This is a genomic window from Neobacillus niacini (genome assembly GCF_031457145.1).
Lineage (GTDB): Bacteria > Bacillota > Bacilli > Bacillales > Cytobacillaceae > Neobacillus > Neobacillus niacini_J.
The window spans coordinates 290,162-309,434 of the sequence record NZ_JAVDVZ010000001.1 but is presented as its reverse complement, the minus strand read 5'-3'; the positions used below and the strand labels follow the sequence as shown (position 1 = coordinate 309,434).

The 19,273-nt window shown below is 38.0% G+C and carries 19 protein-coding genes and 1 other RNA gene; 8 read left to right on the top strand and 12 right to left on the bottom strand.

Annotation, left to right across the window (positions count from 1 at the left end; genetic code table 11):
* The gene (locus J2Y03_RS01665) at positions 1-1,089 is read right to left on the bottom strand and encodes a type III polyketide synthase (protein WP_310191295.1); all 1,089 of its coding nucleotides are present in this window, start codon (positions 1,087-1,089) and stop codon (positions 1-3) included.
* 661 nt (positions 1,090-1,750) lie between these two features.
* On the opposite strand from J2Y03_RS01665, the gene J2Y03_RS01660 reads away from it, so the two are divergent.
* The 3 genes from J2Y03_RS01660 to J2Y03_RS01650 all read left to right on the top strand — a co-directional run bounded on the left by J2Y03_RS01660 (position 1,751) and on the right by J2Y03_RS01650 (position 4,248).
* On the top strand, positions 1,751-1,900 hold the full coding sequence (locus J2Y03_RS01660) for a cytochrome c oxidase subunit 2A (RefSeq protein ID WP_132089365.1): 150 nt from the start codon (positions 1,751-1,753) through the stop codon (positions 1,898-1,900).
* Between the two features lie 207 nt (positions 1,901-2,107).
* Positions 2,108-2,584 carry a cytochrome c oxidase subunit II gene (locus J2Y03_RS01655; protein WP_310190090.1) on the top strand — a complete coding sequence of 159 codons (477 nt, stop codon included), beginning with the start codon at positions 2,108-2,110 and terminating at the stop codon, positions 2,582-2,584.
* Complete coding sequence (locus J2Y03_RS01650; protein ID WP_132089373.1) at positions 2,584-4,248, top strand: b(o/a)3-type cytochrome-c oxidase subunit 1; 1,665 nt, start codon at positions 2,584-2,586, stop codon at positions 4,246-4,248. The genes J2Y03_RS01655 and J2Y03_RS01650 overlap by 1 nt, the downstream gene beginning before the upstream one ends.
* 145 nt (positions 4,249-4,393) lie before the next feature.
* Here the strand turns inward: J2Y03_RS01650 and J2Y03_RS01645 are convergent, their stop codons facing one another.
* From J2Y03_RS01645 to J2Y03_RS01635, 3 genes are all read right to left on the bottom strand, one after another.
* The gene (locus tag J2Y03_RS01645) at positions 4,394-5,308 is read right to left on the bottom strand and encodes a DMT family transporter (protein WP_310190088.1); all 915 of its coding nucleotides are present in this window, start codon (positions 5,306-5,308) and stop codon (positions 4,394-4,396) included.
* A 58-nt stretch (positions 5,309-5,366) separates the two neighbouring features.
* Positions 5,367-6,875, bottom strand: a complete 1,509-nt coding sequence (locus J2Y03_RS01640; protein ID WP_310190086.1) for a carboxypeptidase M32 — start codon at positions 6,873-6,875, stop codon at positions 5,367-5,369.
* 355 nt (positions 6,876-7,230) lie between these two features.
* On the bottom strand, positions 7,231-7,464 hold the full coding sequence (locus tag J2Y03_RS01635) for a DUF2249 domain-containing protein (RefSeq protein WP_132089382.1): 234 nt from the start codon (positions 7,462-7,464) through the stop codon (positions 7,231-7,233).
* Between the two features lie 126 nt (positions 7,465-7,590).
* On the opposite strand from J2Y03_RS01635, the gene J2Y03_RS01630 reads away from it, so the two are divergent.
* From J2Y03_RS01630 to J2Y03_RS01610, 5 genes are all read left to right on the top strand, one after another.
* Positions 7,591-7,737, top strand: coding sequence for a hypothetical protein (locus J2Y03_RS01630; RefSeq protein WP_310190083.1), 147 nt, complete (start codon positions 7,591-7,593; stop codon positions 7,735-7,737).
* Positions 7,738-7,881: 144 nt separating this feature from the next.
* A complete protein-coding gene (locus J2Y03_RS01625) occupies positions 7,882-8,115 on the top strand; it encodes a DUF2249 domain-containing protein (protein WP_132089385.1) in 234 nt (77 codons plus the stop codon).
* Between the two features lie 24 nt (positions 8,116-8,139).
* Complete coding sequence (locus tag J2Y03_RS01620) at positions 8,140-8,346, top strand: DUF2249 domain-containing protein (protein WP_132089388.1); 207 nt, start codon at positions 8,140-8,142, stop codon at positions 8,344-8,346.
* 32 nt (positions 8,347-8,378) lie between these two features.
* Complete coding sequence (locus tag J2Y03_RS01615) at positions 8,379-9,608, top strand: hypothetical protein (RefSeq protein ID WP_310190081.1); 1,230 nt, start codon at positions 8,379-8,381, stop codon at positions 9,606-9,608.
* Positions 9,609-9,621: 13 nt separating this feature from the next.
* Complete coding sequence (locus J2Y03_RS01610; RefSeq protein ID WP_310190079.1) at positions 9,622-9,921, top strand: metal-sulfur cluster assembly factor; 300 nt, start codon at positions 9,622-9,624, stop codon at positions 9,919-9,921.
* Between the two features lie 32 nt (positions 9,922-9,953).
* Here the strand turns inward: J2Y03_RS01610 and J2Y03_RS01605 are convergent, their stop codons facing one another.
* The 8 genes from J2Y03_RS01605 to J2Y03_RS01570 form a co-directional block, all read right to left on the bottom strand.
* Positions 9,954-11,879, bottom strand: coding sequence for an ATP-dependent DNA helicase (locus J2Y03_RS01605; protein WP_310190078.1), 1,926 nt, complete (start codon positions 11,877-11,879; stop codon positions 9,954-9,956).
* A 66-nt stretch (positions 11,880-11,945) separates the two neighbouring features.
* Entirely contained in the window at positions 11,946-13,088 is a 1,143-nt protein-coding gene (locus J2Y03_RS01600) for a THUMP domain-containing class I SAM-dependent RNA methyltransferase (RefSeq protein ID WP_132089400.1), read from the bottom strand.
* Positions 13,089-13,256: 168 nt separating this feature from the next.
* Positions 13,257-13,653, bottom strand: an RNA gene (gene rnpB / locus J2Y03_RS01595) — RNase P RNA component class B.
* 80 nt (positions 13,654-13,733) lie between these two features.
* A complete protein-coding gene (gene gpsB / locus J2Y03_RS01590; RefSeq protein WP_132089403.1) occupies positions 13,734-14,039 on the bottom strand; it encodes a cell division regulator GpsB in 306 nt (101 codons plus the stop codon).
* Positions 14,040-14,132: 93 nt separating this feature from the next.
* The gene (locus J2Y03_RS01585; protein WP_310191292.1) at positions 14,133-14,690 is read right to left on the bottom strand and encodes an SLOG family protein; all 558 of its coding nucleotides are present in this window, start codon (positions 14,688-14,690) and stop codon (positions 14,133-14,135) included.
* Between the two features lie 100 nt (positions 14,691-14,790).
* The gene (locus tag J2Y03_RS01580) at positions 14,791-15,195 is read right to left on the bottom strand and encodes a CotD family spore coat protein (RefSeq protein ID WP_310190076.1); all 405 of its coding nucleotides are present in this window, start codon (positions 15,193-15,195) and stop codon (positions 14,791-14,793) included.
* Positions 15,196-15,656: 461 nt separating this feature from the next.
* Complete coding sequence (locus tag J2Y03_RS01575; protein ID WP_310190074.1) at positions 15,657-16,910, bottom strand: ribonuclease H-like domain-containing protein; 1,254 nt, start codon at positions 16,908-16,910, stop codon at positions 15,657-15,659.
* 17 nt (positions 16,911-16,927) lie between these two features.
* Positions 16,928-19,204 (bottom strand): DEAD/DEAH box helicase, encoded by a 2,277-nt coding sequence (locus tag J2Y03_RS01570; protein WP_310190072.1) that lies wholly within the window; start codon positions 19,202-19,204, stop codon positions 16,928-16,930.
* Positions 19,205-19,273 lie beyond the last annotated feature (69 nt).

Sequence of the window (19,273 nt, the reverse complement as noted above, 5' to 3'; positions counted from 1 at the left end):
TTACCCCCATTGAATTATTAATAATTCTGAACTAAATCCTGGTCCAAGTGCGGTACACAGACCATACGAACCCACTTCACCACCTAATTCCATAAACCTTTTAAGTACATATAAAATCGTTGCTGAAGACATGTTTCCATAATTTTTTAAAACATCTAGTGAAATGTCCGTCATGGAAGAAGGAATACCCAACGATTTTATGTAGGCGTCAATAACTTTTTTTCCGCCGGGGTGGGCAATAAAATGGCTAATATCCGCTAACTCAAGCCCATTCTGAGTTAGGAAATTACTTACATTCGGTTTTAACCAGTCTTCGATGATACTTGGGATATCTCTTGAGAACACGACAAAAAGTCCTTGATCGCGAATATCCCAGCCCATTACATCTAATGAATCTTGCATCAACGTAGATTGAGTATTTTTGATTACCGGAGCAGTCTTTTTGGCATTCAATGAACGAATGTTTACCTCATCTCCACAAACCAAAGCACAAGAGACTCCATCTGCAAATAGTGAGGTTCCGATCAAGTTGCTCTTTGAAAAATCATTCCGTTGAAACGTCAAGCTGCAGAGTTCTACAGAAAGCACTAATACCTTCGCTTCTGGGTAAGCCTTGCAATATTCAAATGCCCTTGATAATCCAGCAGCACCTCCTGCACAGCCAAGACCCCAAATGGGTATTCTTTTTGTATGTGCTCGGAATGGCAATAGATTCATAATTCTTGCTTCGATACTGGGAGTTGCTATACCAGTGGTCGAGATATAGATGATCGCATCAATTTCTTCACAGTCTATTTCTCTAGTCAAAAATGTCCCATTTTTAAGGCAGTTCTCAATAGCCTGTTTTCCGAGTATTATAGCTGATTCAATATAGGCATTATTTTTCTCTGCAAAGGAACGGTCTTCTTTATACCATTCGATATTTTTAGCCAATTGTCTTTTTTCGATTTGTCCGTTCTGAAAGGCTTTGAGGAGTCTTTCGATATCCTTGAACCTTTCTGAAAAAAGCTCCCTGGCAAAGTCCATAGCTTGCTCTTGTTTTAGTTCAAAAGGGGGAATTGCTTCTGCGATTGAAAGAATCGATGGCATCCGTTCATTCTCCTTAAATGTATGTATTGGTATTTTTACCAAAAAAAGGAGATTTATGTATAAAAAAAAGCCTCCCTACGAAAGGGAAGCAAACGTTTTGAAGGTTGTTGTTGTGCTATTTGATTATAACTCGGATGTGGATTCAATTCATTACGAAAACATTTCCAGTTTTCGACGCTTCACAAACTCCATTATTTTTCTGGTTGAGATTGAACCTCAATTTTTATCTTTTTATCAGCCAAGGACCCACAGATTTGACAATGTTCTTTTTTGTCATAGAGGAGACGGCATGGTTCACAATAATATTTTTCCATCAATAACACGCTCGCTTCTCGAAATTCTAATATATTTCTTTTATTCTATTAAAAAGTTTCACAATTGTGACAAATATTAAAAAACAAGCTTTTATCATCAAAAAAATCATATTCAATTACTTTTATCACAGCTATTTATTGATAGTTCACATTTCAGTCACAACTTAGTCACTACTATTGTGATATATATCACTGATATATCAAGTTTATAACTTTATCATAGTGAATATCTCAGGAATGAACTTTTTGTGAACTGTCAATTTTGTTATTTTTTCTACACAATTGTTTTGTATTATGAAAGAGAACTTATTATTAAATTTTAATTTTCTGAAGGGAGTGCAAGGGGGATGGCGAAAGCGGAACTTAAAACAAACAAACGAACAGAAATTGAAGACAGCTCTTCTCTTAAAGGGACTTTAGCATCCGTTTTCTTTTTGGGGATCTTTTTAGTTGTCACATGGGTAAGTGTCTATGTCTTATTCGTAGAACGTTTTTAATGATGACAGTTTTCGTAAAGTTGTTGTTAAAATCCTAAAGCCGATTTTAACGTGGAAATAGTTATTTTGCGCTTTAGAATTTAGTTTGCAGGCTCTTTTCATATTAAATTTATTTTATTTTCTATTATCGCGTGAAACTTAGCAGAATTGTTCCAAAAAGCAACAATGTTTAAGAAAAGAGCCTTAAAGAGAGAAAGGGGAAAAACCATGCATATGCATAAGTTTGAAAAAATTTGGCTTATCTTCGGTATAGGCGCTCTTGTAGTTTTCTTATCAGTTGTAGGTGTAAGCGCTTTTTACTTAGGTAACAAGCCGCCTAGCTGTTTAACAACCATTGATCCAAAAAAAGTTGATACAGAAGCTCCGTTCGACAAACCTGGGTTAAATAAGGTTGAAGGGAAAGAATGGGATTATGAATTAGTGTATGTTGCTTCTGCTTTCCTCTACAATCCTGGTGAAGTAGAAGTACCACTGGGAGCAAAAGTAAAAGTTATTGCAACAACAAAAGATGTAGTTCACGGTTTTCAAGTAGCTGGTACGAATATTAATATGATGCTTGAACCAGGATATGTTAACGAAATTGTCACTACATTTGATAAAGAAGGCGAATATTTAGTAGTTTGTAATGAGTACTGTGGTACTGGTCACCACTTAATGAGTTCTAAGATAAAGGTGGTTAAATAATGATTAGCCAAACAACAAAATTAAAAGTTGATCCGCGTGATGGAAAGCTTGCGATGGCACACTTTTATGTTGCCTTTATTGCTCTGGCTTTAGGCGGTCTGATGGGGTTACTGCAAACCCTCGTTCGTTCAGGTAAATTCGAACTTCCATGGGGTATTGATTATTATCAAATTTTAACTGTACATGGTGTTTTGATGGGACTAGTTTTAACCACGTTCTTTATAATGGGATTCCAATATGCTGCGATTAGCCGCACAGCAGGTACCCATTCTCCAGCAGCACGAAGAATAGGCTGGATTGGTTTTTGGGTTATGACAGTAGGAACCATCATGGCGGCAACGATGGTTTTACTTAAGGAAGCATCTGTTCTTTATACATTCTACGCACCACTGAAAGCTCACTGGATCTTTTACTTAGGTTTGACATTCGTAGTTGTGGGAAGCTGGCTTGATGGAGCTGCCCAAATTATGACTTATGCCAGATGGCGTAAAGAAAACCCGGGTAAACCAAGTCCGTTGTTAAGCTTTATGGCTATCATAAATACAGTAATGTGGATTGTAGCAACATTAGGAGTAGCGTCAACCGTACTATTCCAGTTATTACCTTGGTCACTTGGCTTAGTAGATACAGTTGATGTCCTTGTCAGCCGTACATTGTTCTGGTATTTCGGACACCCGCTTGTGTATTTCTGGTTACTTCCTGCTTATATGTGCTGGTATGCAATCATACCAAAAATTATTGGCGGTAAAATTTTCTCGGATTCATTAGCACGTCTATCGTTTATTCTGTTTTTACTATTCTCAATTCCAGTTGGTTTCCACCATCAATTAACGGAGCCAGGAATTGATCCAGCATGGAAATTTTTACAGGTAGTTTTAACGTTTATGGTTATTATTCCATCATTGATGACGGCATTTTCTTTATTTGCAACGTTTGAGAGATATGGACGCTCTAAAGGGGCAACTGGTCTTTTCGGCTGGTTCAAGGTACTGCCATGGAAGGATGCTCGTTTTACCGTTCCATTTATCGGTATGGCAAGCTTTATTCCAGCAGGAGCAGGCGGTATCATCAACGCTTCCAACCAAATGAACCAAGTAGTCCATAACACGATATGGGTAACAGGTCACTTCCATTTAACTGCTGCAACCTCGGTTGTCTTAACGTTCTTTGGAATTTCTTATTGGCTAGTTCCACATTTAACCGGACGTAAATTAACAAAAGCGATGAATAAGTTAGCAATTATTCAAGGTTGGGTTTGGTTTATCGGTATGGCATTTATGTCAGGCGCTATGCACTTCCAAGGTCTTCTTGGAGGTCCTAGACGTTCCGCTTTCTCAACTTATGGAGATTCAGCTCAAGCTCTTGAATGGATTCCTTATCAAATTGCACAGGCAGTTGGCGGATCGATTCTATTCCTTGGAATCATTTTGATTCTTATCATCTTTATTAATCTTGCTTTCTTCGCTCCTAAAGGAGAGGAAGAATTCCCTGTTGGTGAAGCTGAGAATTCGGAAGAAAAAGCACCAATGATATTCGAAAACTGGAAGTTATGGCTCGGTATCACTGCTTTACTTATTATTTTCGCTTACACAATACCGTTTATTGACATGATTCAAAATGCACCGCCTGGATCAGAAGGCTTTAAGACTTGGGGTTCTTGGTAAATAGAAAAGCAGAAGGCGCCCGATTATCGGCGACAAGCAGAAGACGAGCCGGCAGGAAGGTTGTTTTTTACCTTCTTGACGGATTGCTTCTGACTCGAGCCGATGGCGCCTGGAGCTAGACAAATAGAAAAGCAGAAGGCTACAATCACAGTATTGTAGCCTTTTCTCTGTTATTTTTCCGGAAAGAAAGTATAGGAAGATTAACCAGAATCACTGAAAATAAGATTAAGAGTGATCCAATAAATTGCCATAAACCAAAGCCTTCATTGTACAAAAAAACGCTTAATAGCGTTGCTACCACAGGTTCCACCGTTGCAATGATTGCCGCTTTACTGCTGTCCATTTTCTCTAGCCCTTTTGTATATAATAGGTACGCTAGTACAGTTGGAAACAACCCTAACCCAATTCCGTAAAAAAGAACCTCCGCACTTACCAGAATACTAGCTTTTTTCCACATATCCGTAATAGGCAGTAAGGCAATAGAAGCAACTAAGAACGTGTAGAATGTAACAGTGAATGGTGAATATTTTTTCAAGGCGAATTTCCCAAATATAGTGTAAAGTGCATAGCCAAATCCTGCACCCAGCCCAGTAATAATCCCTGCCAAACTAATTGTGGTTGTTTCAAATACCCCTACTCCTGCAATTAAAACACAGCCTGTTAAAGTTCCTAGGACAGAAATAATTTTCCACCTATCCAGCTTTTCTTTTAGAAAAAAAAAGGATAAAACAACCACAAATGCCGGTGCTGTATAAAGTAAAATGACGGCAAATGATAAACTCATTTGGTTTATAGAAGTAAAATAGCACCAATTGAATAGAACAATACTAAAGACCCCAGTTCCAATAAAATATCTTGTATCAGAAAATCTAATTTTCAACTGTTCTTTATATTTTAGAATTCCAATCAAACCAAGTAGCACTACGGCTGAAACAACCCTCAATGTAACGATTTCCATTGGGGTAAAACCAATATTCGCCAAATTCCTGACGAAAATTGCAATGATTCCCCATAATGCTGCACTTACTGCGATCATCATAAACGGAACAAATTTCCCCATCCCCCACACACCTTATATAAGAAGGAAGGGATAAATTCTCCCTTCCTCTTCTTCATTTTTATTTTAATTGATATACTTTTCCATATTTTTCATACAAATAATCAACTAAATATTGCGCATTTAAGCCTTCCCCAGTTACATCTTTAAGAATCTCGAGCGGTTTTTTAAGCTTACCATATCGATGTACGTTTTTCGTCAGCCATTCCTTAATTGGCAGCAAATTTCCTTCCTCTAACAGTTGGTCAAAGTTCGGCAGATCCGCAAGCATTTTCTTCTTAAACTGTGCCGCGTACATGTATCCTAGTGCATAGGACGGGAAGTATCCAAAACTTCCCCCTGCCCAGTGAACATCCTGAAGGACGCCCATCGCATCATTATCTGGTGTAATTCCTAAATATTCCTCATATAAATTATTCCAAACTTTCGGCAGGTCCTTTACCTCTATCTCCCCATTAAATAAGCCTTTTTCAATTTCATATCGAATAATAATATGAAGTGGATAGGTTAATTCATCTGCCTCGATTCGAATGAGTGAAGGCTTCGATTCATTAATGGCTCGGTAAAAATCTTCGATGGCAACTTGGTCAAACTGACCCGTTGCATAAGTCTTTAGCAGCTCATAATTGTTTTTCCAAAAAGAATAACTACGTCCCACGATATTTTCGTAGAACAGAGATTGCGATTCATGAATGCCCATTGACGTTCCAGTACACAATGGGGTTCCGATTAAATCATTTGAAATATTTTGTTCATACAAGGCATGGCCGCCTTCATGAATCGTACCGAAAACTGCTGTACGAAAATCCTGTTCATCATAATTTGTTGTAACTCGGACATCTCCTGGATTTAAACCTGTTGCAAAAGGATGAACGGTCTCATCCAACCTGCCGGCATTGAAATTGTAGCCCATTTTCGCAAGAATATCTAAACTAAAGGCACGCTGTTTTTCCTTTTTAAACGTATCAAACAAGAATTCAGTTTTGGGTTTATTTGGGGAGTCAGCAATTTGTTTAACTAGCGGGACGATTTTATCCCTTAAATCCCCAAATACTTTGTCTAGAACTTCTACCGTAATTCCAGGTTCATATAGGTCTAGTAAGACATCATACCGATTTCCTTCAAAACCCCAATAATTTACAAATCGTTTTGTCGTTTCAACCAGCTTTTCTAAGTAAGGCCTGAACATTTCAAAATCTGACTTTTCTTTCGCATCTTCCCAAACTGTTTCCGCTTTTGATTGGAGAATGACATATTCTTTGTATTCCTCAGCAGGAATTTTTTTGTTTCGTTCGTATTCTTTCTTGCATTCCTCAAGAATTTTCCTAGTGGTTTCAGAAAGTTTATTTTTTGATAAGTTTGCTATGTATGCTGCCATTTCCTCTGATGTCGACATTTTAAAGACCTCAGATGAAAGTACACCAATCACCTCAGACCGCTGATCCATCCCTTGTTTGGGGGCACCTGTCCTTAGGTCCCAAAAAATTAACCCTAACGCCTCATTATAAGCACTCATTTTCTTTACGTATTCCAAAAACTTTTTTTCTATTTGCTCTGGAGTCATTCTCATAATAAATCCCCCTTTTTACTAAGGCTGTTTTCGTAAGTTTGTTGTTAAAATCTTAAAGCCGATTTTAACGTGGAAATAGATATTTTGCGCGTGAAAATTTAGTTTGCTAGCTCTTTTCTTACTAAATTTATGCTACTTTTCTGTGGAAACACAGCACAATCATTAAATTTTGTCCCAAAAAGCAACAAAGTTTAAGAAAAGAGTCTTTACTAACCATTTGTATTTTATCACATTTTTCTGAGAATAATTGGATAAAAAAAACAACAGACGATGAAATCTGTTGTAAAATGATTTTAGGGAAAGAGTATGTTAAAGAGAAGTTAAGTATGTTCAATGAGAGTTACAGTTGACCCGATTATTTCTTACCGATTGTTACTTTCCAAACTTCTGGACCTTGTTCAGCGTATTCCCAAGTAAATTGTTCAGGTCTTTCCATCATAAACTGATATTGAAGTGGTCTTGGGTCATGGTCGTTTACAATCTGCATAAATTCACCTGATTCTAGTTCGTCAAACCCTTTAAAAATAGTTGAATGCTTTTCACGTGGTGGATAATCTGGCACGTGAATAACTTTTGCGTATGTTTGCATAGTTTCACTCCTTAATAGTTCGTTAACTTCTTTTTTATAATAAAACATAAATTTATAGACTTGAGTGTTTAACATCACACCTTTGCGATGATTTTGCTTATAGTATCCGAAAAGGAGAGGTTTTGATTGAAAGAGCTGGTAGGCACTTGCACTACATGCTCAAAAGAGGTTTATTGTTTGGATGGCTTCTTTAACGGAATTTATTCTGATGATCGAAAGTTATATTGCTTTGAATGCTATGAATCAAGTAAGGAAGAAAATCCGCAAGGTTAGCCCTTGTGGATTTTTTTATACATTTTTTTCTATTGAGAATAATTTTCACATCTATGATGGAGGTCACATTATTCCCATTCAATCACTGATAAAATGAAGGTAATTAAGAATTACTAATATTAATCATTCAAGGAGTTGTCCGAAATGGAACAGAAAATTATTGAGCTAGATGTTAGAGAAGATTTAAAGAATAAGATTGAACCTTTCCAAAAAATTATGGAAGCGATAAAAGAAGTGAAAAATAATGATATATTTATCCTCCACGCTCCTTTCAAGCCGGTACCATTGTTTGCTGTCTTAAAAGCAAAGGGCTTTACCCATGAAGCAGAGGAAATTGAATCCAAACACTGGAAAGTTACTTTCACAAAGAATGCCTAATGAGAATAAGGAAAGGTGATCAGTATGATACTAGATAATCGAGGTTTAGAACCGCCTCAGCCAATGATGAGGACTCTTGCAGCCTTAGAAAACTTGGGTGAAGGTGAAGTATTAACCATTATTAATGATAGAAGACCGATGTTCCTTTATGAACAGTTAGAGGAACTTGGCTACAAGCAGCGAACAGAACCACAAAACGACGGAAGTTTTAAAATTGAAATCTTCCGCTAAGAAGGTGTAAAAATATGCTTCCACAATCGTCGATGGGAAATGAAACAAATATAAAGCTTCCTTTCTCATTTATAATTTTCAGTCTAATTGCGTTGGTGTTATCTCAGATACTCGTGCTAATAAACGGACAAATGCTTGTTAATGGCAGCTTTCGCATACCTGCCATCTGGTCCGCCGCCCACCTGCTTGTCTTGGGCTGGGCGCTCATGGTGGCAATGGGTGCGATGTATCAGCTTGTTCCAGTTGCTTTTTTAACAAAAATATGGAATGAGAAATTTGGTTTCATTCAGTTTTTTGTTACTGCTTTAGGAATTGCGTCGTTCTCTTGGATGCTGTATGTGTCGCCACAGAACGCGTTCCTACCAGGTATTTTAATGCTTCTAGGAATCTTAATGTTTTTATTCCAAATGTTTATGACCTTAAGAAAGCAGGCAAAACCCAATATCCTAACAGCCTTTGTCGGCAGTGCACTTGTTTGTTTATTCTTAACGATATTCCTGGGGATTACATTAATTTATTCTCTTCAAACTGGGTTTGCTGCTGAATACTATCAAGCAATATTTAAAAGTCATCTTTTAATGGGTGTAACAGGTTGGTTTACACTATTAATTTTCGGTTTTTCTTATAAAATGGCTCCTATGTTTTCATTATCACATGGGTTTCCAATGGTTCATGCACGATATGTATATGGCTTATATATGTCTGGTCTCGTGATCACCCTGATTTCGTTTTTTAGTGATAATAGTTACCTACTAAAAGCAGGATTTTTCCTTCTGCTTGTTGGTTTTTCAGTTTTCAGCTGGCATGTCTCGATTATCATTAAAAAAAGGCTGAAGAAGAAGCTCGATCATTCGTTTTCCTTTGCGTTAGCAGCCATAGGCTTAGGAAACCTCGTCCACTTAGCCGCATTCATTGCATTGTGGACTGAACAGTTTTCAATCCTAATAGGACCTTTGGTATACCTTTATTTATTGCTCTGGATTGTTCTAAGTATAATGGGATATTTATTTAAAATTGTTCCGTTTCTATGGTGGACTTATAAGTACAGTAAGGAAATGGGGAAACGAGCCGTCCCTTCCTTAAAAGATGTGATGAACGAACAAGTGGTTGTTCCCTTCTTTACCATATTTGTAATTGCAGTACTAGCGGTCTTCCTTTCCATTATCTTTAAAAGTATTATCCTGTTTAATGTTGGACAGTTTGTATTATCGATTGTTTTTATAGCCATTGCTTTAACGATTCTGAACGTATTAAAAAAATAACGAGGTGTTTAGGATGAACTTAAAAGAAAAAGTGTTGGAAGCTTTAAAAAGTGTATATGACCCTGAGTTAAATATTAATGTGGTTGACCTAGGATTAATTTATAATGTCGAGGTTACAGAAGAAAAAAATGTAGATGTTACAATGACGTTAACCACACCTGGATGTCCACTTCATGACAGTATAACTACTGGCGTTCGCTATGCGGTGCAAGGGATTGAAGAAACAAAAAACGTTGAAGTTAATCTAGTATGGGAACCTGCATGGTCGCCTGATAAAATGACTCCAGAGGGTCTTCGATTATTAGGTAGATAAGAAAAAGGTCAGCCGCCATGGCTGACCTTTTTCTATACTTCTACTGCCTCTGTAGGCAGGACATCTTTTATTTTCTGCAATAACGCTGGATCGATATCCTCATTTAGCATGATATGAACTGTACCTTGATCATTTTCACTTCTAATTAATCGTCCAATCCCCTGTCTCAAACGCAGAAGCATATAGGGTAAATCCACTTCCGCATATGGGTCAGTGACACCATTCCTTTTTGCCGTAAACACCGGATCATTTGGCGGGAACGGTAGTGAAAAAATCATCACATTTTCTAATGATCTTCCCGGAATATCTAAACCTTCCCAGAGGTGAATCGTACACAGAATTGCATGCTCCTCATTTTGAAACTTCGAAACAAGCGTGCTAATTTCCTCGTCACCTTCAAAATAAACCGGGTAGGGAACGTTTCCTGAAAGCCTTTGTTTAAGACTCTTTAATTCATTTTGATTGTTTAGGAGAATCAGGGCTCGACCCTCTGTTTGAACAATTTTGCTAAGACAATAGTCAAGTTTCTCCTCCATTGCCCCTTTATTGAATTTTGGCAAGTATACTTCCATTTTTTCCTGGTAATCAAAGGGTGAATCAACTGAAAAGGATAAGAACTCTTTTATACCCAAGCTATTGGTAATGTAATCAAACTTCTTCTCATTTGATAATGTAGCTGAGGAAAAAATAAACGGTTTTTTCTGAGTGAATACATCATCCCTCATCACTTCTTCTACCATTTTCGGCATAATGACAAGCGTCCGTTCATACCCCTTTTCCTCAAACCAAGTAATTCCGTTCATTTCTTTAAGGAAAAGTGATAAAGAGTAAGTGATTTGTTCTAAATATTCCTCAACGATTTTTAAATCGTATTCATTGATTACGTACAATTCACTTTCAAAGACAAGCTCTTCTTCGATTGCTTGGAGCCTATTTAGCAGCCTAGTACCATATTGTATTAGGGCAGGACTCATGGTAATCATTTGTTTTTCTGATCCATCTGACGGAACAGCATGCTGTGAAATGGTATTAAAGAACTTGTCATTATCCAAAAGAGCTTCCTCAATAGTATATAACGTTTTTTCACGCACTTCATTTTCCATCAGCCTTGTTAAAAGCGTCTCTAGGGTAGAATCGGTGAAACGATAGCTTAACGCTTTCTGCGCAGCATATTCAAGTAAATGTCCTTCATCAAAGACAACAGAAGAGTGTTCAGGCAATAGCGGCAGCTGTCCTTCACGTTTACGCGACTCTTTTGTCCAAATATGCTCCATATAAAAGTCATGAGAGCAAATAATTAAGTCTTTTGCATGTCTGTAGTAGTCACGATTAAGAGTGAGTCCGCAACGATGCCTTTTTTCACAAGAAAAACAGTCCTGAACCATATCCCAGTTAATTTTTCCCCAAGTATCATCGGACAGCGTAGGATAATCCCGGCGATCGCCATATCTTTCAAACTTTTGCATCGAGCCGTCACTATGGACAAAATCTGGTAATTCCTCATAAATCCCAGCAATATCATCGTTAAAATCTTCATGCCTTACATAGTCAAGCTTTTTTAAGCAAAGGTATTGGTCTCTAGACTTTGCCAAACGGACATCAATATTAAGCCCAAGAACTTTTTCTAGCTTAGCAATGTCACCTTCTTTTTTAACTAGCTGTTCAATTAAAGTTTCATCTGCACAGGCAATAATGGCTGGTCGATTGGTGTATCTAGCGTACATAATTGCGTAAAGTAAGTAAACGATTGTCTTTCCGGTCCCTACTCCCGCTTCTGCAAACATAACTTTCTTGTCTTTAAAGGCTTTTTCAAGCTGGAAGGCCATAAAGATTTGTTCATCTCGTAATTCAAACCCAGCTTCGGGTAAAATATCATAAAATAAGTCACCAATCCACTCACTCAGCTTGTCATAAAAGGATTCAGTTTTAGAAACTACAAATGGAATACGGTCTTGCATATAACTCCTCCAATAAACGAATTAAATGGAGCCCTTTTCAATAGGCTCCAATTGGTCTAAACATTACTATTCAATTATACGGGGAGGTCGTTTTCCCCAATATTGATAAAGGTCTGTACGAATAAAGCCATTAAACAGCTTTCGCTTTTTTGTCGCTGGCTTCCCATAAAATTGTTCGAACTCTTCATTCGAGGTCAAGATATAAATGGACCAAGTATCAAGCTTACTAAACGCCTGTCCCATTTCTTTGTACATTTGCTCAACAGCTTTCTTTTCACCAAGTCTTTCGCCATATGGAGGATTTCCAACCATCACGCCATATTCCTTATTCGTGGTGATATCTCTCACCTGCATTTGTTTATATTGAATGAGGTCTCCGAGACCGGCTTCAAAGGAATTTTCCTGTGCGATCTTAATCATTCGATGATCAATATCAGTTCCTATAATATCTAGTGGCTGATCATAATTTGCTAAATCCTCTGCTTCTATTCGAGCCTCATCCCAAACACTACCTGGAATCCAATTCCAATTCTCTGACACGAATTCTCGATTAAAACCTGGAGCAATATTTTGACCTATCATGGCGGCTTCAATTGGAATGGTGCCAGACCCACAGAAAGGATCGATAAACGGTTTATCCGGCTTCCAATTTGTCACTGAAACTAATGCAGCAGCGAGTGTTTCCTTTAATGGCGCTTCCCCTTGATCTACTCGATATCCTCGTTTATGGAGTCCTTGGCCACTCGTATCAATCGTTATCGTAGCAACGTCTTTTAACAATGCTACTTCAATTCGGAAATATGCACCTGTCTCTTCAAACCAGGAATTCCGTTTATAATAGCTTTTCATCCGGTCGACAACTGCTTTTTTCACAATTGCCTGGCAATCTGAGACACTAAATAATTTTGATTTTACTGACTTACCCGTAACAGGAAACTCAGCATCCTCCGGGAGATACTTTTCCCATGGCAAAGCTTTCGTTTTTTCAAATAATTCATCAAAGGTATAGGCTTTAAATTCACCGACCTTTATTTTTACTCGGTCTGCCGTTCTAAGCCACAGATTACTGCGAGCAATTGCATTTTCGTCACCAGTATAAATTACCTTGCCATTTTCTACTTCACACTCATAACCTAGAGCGCGCACCTCTTTTGCTACTAGTGCTTCTAGACCCATCGCGGCCGTTGCAATTAATTGATATTTTCCCATTTAGTCCACCCTTAACTTTTTACCTTATTATGTATGAATATATGCTGGTCTATCATACCATTATAGACCAAAATCAGTAAGCCCATGCAAAATAATCTATCTTCTAAAAGTAAAAAAACCCTCCTCATGGGAGAGTCGATACCATTAATTTTATTTACATTAATAACGTTCTGTAAGCCATGTTCTGTACCAGAGTACTGCAAACGGCGTTAGACGCCTCGTACTTAGGTGGTAATCATCTATCTACAGATTCGCAGAGAATCTGTCCTTCTCCTCGTTCAATTCCTCAGAGAAAGTGCCCCTACCATTATTTGGGTTTCTCGCTCGTGGGGTTTACCTCGTTCCACCCTTTTCATTTCTGGAAAGGCTCCGTCACTGTGGCACTTTTATAGGTATTCATACCATATCCTTATAGGACTTAGGTATTTTCCCGGCCGTCAGCCTTGTACAGGCTGCCCTAGCTTATGAATTCACTAGGCACGAACACTACGAGCATCTCAGCTCGTGCGAGCATGGACTTTCCTCTACAATTCGCATACGCTCATTGCAGCGATTACCCGAACGTAATTAATGAGTACTTAGTTATTATATGCATTTTTGTTTTATTAATCAATGGTATTAATTTGAAATTATAGGTGCAATCTGTCAATCGTTGTATAGCTTGTTTCCGAAAACATGCTTTTCTAGATTCGATAAACGCTTCAGGATATCAAAGTTCGTTGTACCAGCAGGCTGTGTTACCGGCTGTCTTCTAGATGTTTCTTCAAGCTGCTTACGTAAGCGGAGATTTTCTTGTTGCAGATCTTCAATTTCTTGTTGGAACATTTCATAATCCTTGATGATTAAGTCTAAATACTTATCGACATCTTCTTGTTTATATCCTCTAACACCGGTCTTAAATTCTTTCTCTAATATATCCTTAGCGGTTAATTTCACTTTATCGGTCACCATTCATTTCCACCTCAAGTCATTCGCCAATCATTACCTATTATTTACTCAAAAATATGTGATTTTGTCAATTCTTCTTTCTTATCATAAAAAATTCTAAAAATCAGAACGCTTTAACTCTTCTTCTTCAACAATCACCTGTAAATCATAAAAGGATATCAGCTGGATAGGATAAGAATGTTTATTTTGGTATTGAACAGCCATTTCATATATGTATCTTGGACTTCCTTCCTTTTCGTGATCAAATAAAAGAATCAATGTGTCACTCTTTTCTATGAAAAATTGATTTTTCAAGCGGAACTGCCAAGGTTTTTCATATCCCTTTTTCGTTATAGAATCAATGAAATCTGCCTGTGCAAGAATAGCTTTATACCACTCCGTGTTGTTTTCACTCCAGGAAGCCTCTTGTTCTAAAAATGGCGTAATCACTGCTAGCTTTACTTCAGGATATTCTGATTTTAAATCAAAAACAACTTCGGCAGCCCATAGCTCCACTCCCAGTTGTCCGCTGATGATAACCCACTCTAAACCGTCGTCGATCATCGGGATTAAAGCTTTCTTTAGCGCTGCTTTGATAAAAAAAACGGAAGGATGGTCGTTTTTAAAAATCCCTAACTCAAATGGTTTGTAACCTGAGATTGCTGCAACTTTGATCAAGGTTCTTCTCCTTATTAGGCAGTTGAAACTCACCTTTTTATAATAAACGTTTCAAATAATAGAAAAAAACAAGGGCAAGCTGCCCTTGTCAGTGGTATTATCTCCAGAAACGTCGAGGGCGTGGGTATTGCCCTGGAGCCATTCCTGGCCCCATTCCTGGTCCCATCATGCCTGGTCCCATACCCGGTCCCATCATGCCTGGTCCCATATTAGGCGGCATGTTGTTTCCAAGAGGTAATGCATTGCTCTGTGCTCCAGCAACAGCCATTGGTGCAGGTCCCGGCATACCACCTGGACAGCAACAGTCAATGTGCTGATTACAATTTTCTTGTACGCAAGAAGCAGACTGAGGACAATAGTGTTTATGCTGGAACAGATGATGATTAATAGTTGTCATATGTTTTGGATGAATATGCGGAACCACAGTTGTTGAAAAAGTGTGGTTAACGAATTGTTGAGTCGGATGAATGACTGGCGGCGCAAAATTAGTTCCAAGATACAATTTAAGCTCTCCCTTCAATAATTATATTCTGTTTACATTAACAGCCTATGTTAGAAGGGAAATTCTTGTACTAATGAAAATACCTATTTTTCATAAATCTATTTAAGATTAACTTCACTTAGACATCTGTCTAGCTAAAGCGCCTAGTGATAAGTGTCTATATATCTAGCAGATTGGCGCTTATGCTTTTTTATAGCATCGAATATAAGTTATCTTTTAAGTTTGAAAAAAGTACTGCAGTCAAACAAACGACAATAAAAAATAAATACAAGATTGCTTTATACATAGTATCTACCTCATTATTGTTTTATAGTCGTTTTTTACTCACAGTTTACTATTTTACATGTTCCAACTATAAGAAACAAGATGGAAAACGTGAATGAAATGTGAAATTTTTGTTACAAATACTCGAGGTTTGTCAAATTAATTACCGAATGCAAAATAATTGCCGAATGTTGCGCTTACCTGGGAAGTTTAGCGAATTTCCTCTCCAATCTTTCCCTTCGCTTTTCGAGCTGTTGCTGAACTTTTTGCATGGAAGCTTTCGTATTACCAACAACATCCAGAGCCATTAAGCAGTAATCCAAAGCAAGCTTATAATCTTTTATTTTATGCTCATAAATTTTAGCGGCTTCTATACATGCTTCTGGACTCAGCTGGTCATTTTCTGTTTCAGCCACTTCCAAAAATAATGGTAAACTACGTTCCCAGTTTTGTACTCTTTTAGACTGATAGGCTAATGCAAGCTTTGCTTTTAGTGAAGTAGTATCACTTCCTTCTACAAGCTTCGTCAATACCTTAGCGGCTTCTTCCTTTTCCCCGAGTGAGTCATACCACCGACCGACTTCAAATGATTCTGAACGTGTTTGGTTATTGTCCATTCCACATAGCTGAAAGGTTAGATGGGTATATAATGTGACAAGGGACAAAATATCGATTTCATTATGCTTAATGATGCCAAGCATTCCATCCGGCTGTTTGCTTTCGATGAAATCAAAATATATCATTGGCGCCAAAAAACCTGGGATATCATCTTCTCGCTCAATACCTAAGACATCCTTTTCTACAATCGCTAACTTTAACCGGTCTAATTTATGCTTCCAGAGCCTTCTAGCTGCATGATATAAATCAAAATGACCGAACGCCGGAAGCTTTGGAACATGCTCCCTTACAAGCGTATGCCTCGTTTTTACTTGCGGCCAATCAAAGGATTTCCCATTATAGGTGACTAATGTTTTATAGTTCACCTTTTCCAGAAAGCTTTGATATAAAGGTACTTCTGCACCTGGATGCGGGAGAATATGCTGTCTTAGAACCAGATGTTCATCCTTTATACTCGCATAACCAAGTAAAAAAATCGTATTTCCTACTCCCCCTCCAAGTCCAGTCGTTTCAGTATCAAAAAAGAATAATTCTTCCGCACGATGCCCTTCAGCTGATAATGGATGGTGAACCGGCTGTTTATTCCAGATCTCTACGGCTTTAAGAAAATCATAAAAATGGTAGTGACCATGTTTTTGTGACAATGGATATTTTACTTCACGAATAAGGCAGTAATCCTGATCCAAAAAATAAGGACTCACATTTTCACTTTCCCATTTGGGAAGGAAAGGGATCTCAATCCTTGCTGTTTCAGGAGAAACATTATTTTGTGCCCCTTGTGCTCCACCAGAAATATGCGGTTTTAAACGATTTAATTTGTTTTTCAATGACATGGTTGCACTACCTCGTTTTAATAGGAAGAATTTAAAAACGCTTCGATAATTTTTAATGTATCATACTTTGCAGTCTCACTTACAGTATCGGTTCCGATACATGATGGGCAGCCAGTTTGACATTTACAGTTTTCAATCATCTTTTTTGTTTCTGTAAATACTACTGTCATTCCTGAATGAATCTTCTCACTTAAACCAATACCGCCAGGATAGCGATCATAAAAGAATATCGTTGGTTTTTCATTGTGATCTGCTTTCACCTGTGGAATCACATGAATGTCTTGGGGATCAGCCATTACAAATAATGGAGCAATATGATTTAACGCATGTGCCGTTCCAACAAGTCCTTGTTCTAATCGGTCGTGTCCCATTTCTGCGAAAGACTTGTTTAAAGAAATCCATGCTGCACTCGTGTGCAGCTCTTCCTCGGGGAGATGTATGGGACCTGAGCCGATATTTTCATGTGTTTCGAATTTGATTTTCTTGAAAATGGTCGCCATTGCTCGTACACTGACATCCCCGTAGCCAACTTCAGAATCATCCAGCTTTTTAAGCTTGTCCTCTTCTAATACCTTTAGTTGAACGGCTAAATTGGCATCTGTAAAATAATCCACATTGACTTCCCGGACAAATGCCTTTTTTTCATCCCAATCAAGCTTTTCTACTTGGAATTGAGTTCCTTGGTGGAGGTATATGGCTTCATCATGTAGAAGAGTCATAGCTGAAAACCGGTCCATTTCCCCAATCACTCTAGCATTTGCCACATCTGATTGATCAATAATGATGACATTTTCCTGTGAAGCAGAGCGTAAGCTGATATTATGAGCAGGAAATGAATCATTCATCCAATACCATTTATCACCGTTCTGATAGAGAATACGTTCCTCTGTCAAATATTCAAGCAGCTCTTCCGTTCCAACATCCCCAAACTGCTCATCAGCTTTAAAGGGAAGCTCAAACGCTGCACACTTCATATGATCGATTAAAATAATCAAGTTATCAGGATTAATCCTTGCCGTCTCCGGGCTTTGATTAAAAAAATACTCAGGGTGCTGGATAATATATTGGTCAAGAGGACTTGAACTGGCCACCATTATAACAAGAGCTTCCCCGTGCCGTCTCCCTGCTCTTCCTGCTTGCTGCCAAGCGCTTGAAATCGTTCCAGGATATCCCGTCATAATGCATACTTGCAGCTGACCGATATCAACCCCCAGCTCCAACGCATTGGTACTTACTACTCCGTATATATATCCTGAGCGCAGACCTTTTTCAATTTTTCTTCTCTCTGTTGGCAGATAGCCGCCTCGATACCCCATAATCGATTTTGGTCCTAATTGATTTTTCACTAATTCCTGCAGATACGTTAAAATAATTTCAACCCGAACTCTGCTTCTAGCGAAGACGATTGTTTGAATTTTATTTTTTAACAATTCACCTGCGATTTTTCGAACCTCAAGAGTAGCACTTCTTCTAATATTTAAAGGCTTATTAACAATGGGCGGATTATAGAAAAGAAAGTGTTTCGTCCCGCTCGGAGCGCCATTATTATCAATAAGGACCATGCTTTCTTCTGTTAAGTTTTCAGCAAGCTCGACTGGATTGGCGATTGTGGCTGATGTACAAATAAAAACTGGATTGCTGCCATAGTACCGACAAATTCTTTTTAACCTGCGAATAACATTAGCAACATGACTGCCAAAAACGCCTCGATAGGTATGAAGCTCATCAATTACAACAAATTTTAGATTTTCAAAGAGCGAAACCCATTTTGTATGATGAGGCAGAATGGCTGAATGGAGCATATCAGGATTGGTTATCACAACATGCCCGGCTTTGCGGACCTTTTGGCGAATATTTGCCGGTGTATCACCGTCATAGGTATAACTATTAATATCAATCCCCGCAGCCTGAATGATTTCATTGATTTCACTCTTCTGGTCCTGCGCTAGAGCTTTTGTTGGAAACATATAAAGCGCCCTGGCACTCGGGTTTGACAAAATGCTTTGTAAAACTGGAAGGTTATAACAAAGTGTTTTCCCCGAAGCAGTAGGAGTTACAGCTACAACACTATTTCCAGCCATAATTTCTTCATAAGCCGTTTTTTGATGCGTATAGAGATTTTCAATCCCTTTCCTCTTTAATGCCTTGGTTAATGCCGAATGCAGGTTATCTGGAAGTGAAACAGTTTGTGCTTCCTTAGCCTCTAGTGTCTTCCACGTAACGATATTTTCTTTAAAATGATCATGTATTTTTAAATCAGCAAGAATTTCTTGAAGGTTTTTTTTCAATTTCATAGTATCACCTCATTACTTCTATTATAACGAATAAATGTTCGTAGAAAAAGCTTGTTAATTATTATTTGT

Excerpts from the sequence above, each read along its gene's own strand:
- J2Y03_RS01625 (WP_132089385.1), top strand. The coding sequence starts at position 7,882 with ATGGAACAGAAAATTATTGAGCTAGATGTTAGAGAAGATTTAAAGAAT.
- J2Y03_RS01575 (WP_310190074.1), bottom strand. The coding sequence starts at position 16,910 with ATGTCATTGAAAAACAAATTAAATCGTTTAAAACCGCATATTTCTGGT.
- J2Y03_RS01620 (WP_132089388.1), top strand. The coding sequence starts at position 8,140 with ATGATACTAGATAATCGAGGTTTAGAACCGCCTCAGCCAATGATGAGG.
- J2Y03_RS01665 (WP_310191295.1), bottom strand. The coding sequence starts at position 1,089 with ATGCCATCGATTCTTTCAATCGCAGAAGCAATTCCCCCTTTTGAACTA.
- J2Y03_RS01650 (WP_132089373.1), top strand. The coding sequence starts at position 2,584 with ATGATTAGCCAAACAACAAAATTAAAAGTTGATCCGCGTGATGGAAAG.
- J2Y03_RS01640 (WP_310190086.1), bottom strand. The coding sequence starts at position 6,875 with ATGAGAATGACTCCAGAGCAAATAGAAAAAAAGTTTTTGGAATACGTA.
- J2Y03_RS01655 (WP_310190090.1), top strand. The coding sequence starts at position 2,108 with ATGCATATGCATAAGTTTGAAAAAATTTGGCTTATCTTCGGTATAGGC.
- gpsB (WP_132089403.1), bottom strand. The coding sequence starts at position 14,039 with ATGGTGACCGATAAAGTGAAATTAACCGCTAAGGATATATTAGAGAAA.
- J2Y03_RS01605 (WP_310190078.1), bottom strand. The coding sequence starts at position 11,879 with ATGCAAGACCGTATTCCATTTGTAGTTTCTAAAACTGAATCCTTTTAT.
- J2Y03_RS01660 (WP_132089365.1), top strand. The coding sequence starts at position 1,751 with ATGGCGAAAGCGGAACTTAAAACAAACAAACGAACAGAAATTGAAGAC.
- J2Y03_RS01600 (WP_132089400.1), bottom strand. The coding sequence starts at position 13,088 with ATGGGAAAATATCAATTAATTGCAACGGCCGCGATGGGTCTAGAAGCA.
- J2Y03_RS01610 (WP_310190079.1), top strand. The coding sequence starts at position 9,622 with ATGAACTTAAAAGAAAAAGTGTTGGAAGCTTTAAAAAGTGTATATGAC.
- J2Y03_RS01645 (WP_310190088.1), bottom strand. The coding sequence starts at position 5,308 with ATGGGGAAATTTGTTCCGTTTATGATGATCGCAGTAAGTGCAGCATTA.
- J2Y03_RS01570 (WP_310190072.1), bottom strand. The coding sequence starts at position 19,204 with ATGAAATTGAAAAAAAACCTTCAAGAAATTCTTGCTGATTTAAAAATA.
- J2Y03_RS01615 (WP_310190081.1), top strand. The coding sequence starts at position 8,379 with ATGGGAAATGAAACAAATATAAAGCTTCCTTTCTCATTTATAATTTTC.
- J2Y03_RS01635 (WP_132089382.1), bottom strand. The coding sequence starts at position 7,464 with ATGCAAACATACGCAAAAGTTATTCACGTGCCAGATTATCCACCACGT.